The sequence below is a fragment of the Bifidobacterium favimelis genome (genome assembly GCF_037963085.1).
In the GTDB taxonomy this organism is placed as follows: Bacteria; Actinomycetota; Actinomycetes; order Actinomycetales; family Bifidobacteriaceae; genus Bombiscardovia; species Bombiscardovia favimelis.
The window spans coordinates 1-1,176 of sequence record NZ_JBANDZ010000010.1 but is presented as its reverse complement, the minus strand read 5'-3'; the positions used below and the strand labels follow the sequence as shown (position 1 = coordinate 1,176).

The following is a 1,176-nucleotide window of genomic DNA, read 5'->3' as shown; positions in this document are numbered from 1 at the left end:
GCGAATCAGGATGACGCGATCGCAGATTGTCTGAAGCGTGCGGGCAAGGTGCCCAAGGATTACACGGCTGACAGGTTCCTGGATGATATGGCCGCCCTGCGCAAGGAGTATGACCGTAGACAGTATGGTGATACGAGCCATGACGACAAGATCGCGTTGAACCTGTCCGACGGGTTCACCCAGGGCTGCATGGTGGCCAATATGCACCTACTCTATGACGACAATCCTGACAACCTGCTCACAAACTGAGAGATGAGAACGGTTTTCTCGGGTTGGTTCTTGTCCGGGGGATGTTCGCTGTGGTATATTCCTTTTCAACGGTGTGGTGGTTGTACGGGGTTTTGGCTGTTCTTCCTGCCCGTGCAGGCCGGGTCCGGTTTCTGGGCCGTTTTCTGGTCCGGGGCCCTCAGCGATGGTGTGTTTTCCGGTTTTCGGTTTCAATCATTGGGGTGATCATGGCAATCAACAGGGCAGGCGTATCCGTTCCGTGGCTGTAGTTGTGTTGTCGTTGGGTCTGCTGACGGGTGTGGGTGTGCAGACGGCTTAGGCCTTCGGCGGTCAGGACGGCAACAAAAACAGGGTGGGCATCTGGTATTACAACTGGCATTATTCGATGGCGTCTGTCACGCCGACCAGGGATAAGAACTGGGTCACCGCAACTGCATGGCAGGATCGAGGGAGTGCGCATCAGCACGGAGGTTCCGTTAGCGGTAACAAGGCTGGAGTTTACTATCAAGTCGAGGTTAGTGGAAGCGAAAGCAACCACAAGGACGGAGCCTATATATCAGGATGAACAACCCGGTTGCATGGGCACAGGAGAGAACCGAATGTATGGCTTCTGCGTCCATGTCTGCCTTGAAGTGCAGAACTTCAGCCTGCTATAGAGTCAATTATTCGTTATATCGAATGGAATCTAATGTGATGGGGGGGGGAGATGAAGGCACCCTTCATGTGGGGAAGACATGCGAAGATGATGGCTGCAATCAGTCTCGCGGTTTTGTTGTCCATGGGACTTTCCGGTTGTGCCGGCACCCGCGTCGATCGTGGCGAAGACAATCCAGGAGATTCGGCCGGGAAGTCGCAAGAGACTCCTTCCATGGCCGATCCTGCTCCGAAGGGTCGGAAGTTGGCCGGCTCCTACGGGGAGATGGTGGACCAGATGTTTCGTGATGATCC

Annotated in this window: 3 protein-coding genes; 2 read left to right on the top strand and 1 reads right to left on the bottom strand. The window is 54.8% G+C overall.

Features of this window, described 5'->3' with window-relative positions; all coding sequences use genetic code 11:
• Nucleotides 1–249, top strand: a 249-nt coding sequence (locus V6584_RS07910; protein WP_340486386.1) for a hypothetical protein, incomplete at its 5' end; no start/stop codon positions are given.
• A gap of 157 nt (nt 250–406) precedes the next feature.
• Here the strand turns inward: V6584_RS07910 and V6584_RS07905 are convergent.
• Nucleotides 407–607 carry a hypothetical protein gene (locus V6584_RS07905; RefSeq protein ID WP_340486384.1) on the bottom strand — a complete coding sequence of 67 codons (201 nt, stop codon included), beginning with the start codon at nt 605–607 and terminating at the stop codon, nt 407–409.
• A gap of 327 nt (nt 608–934) precedes the next feature.
• Here V6584_RS07905 and V6584_RS07900 point away from each other — a divergent pair.
• A partial coding sequence (locus V6584_RS07900) for a hypothetical protein (RefSeq protein WP_340486382.1) occupies nt 935–1,176 on the top strand: 242 nt, incomplete at its 3' end.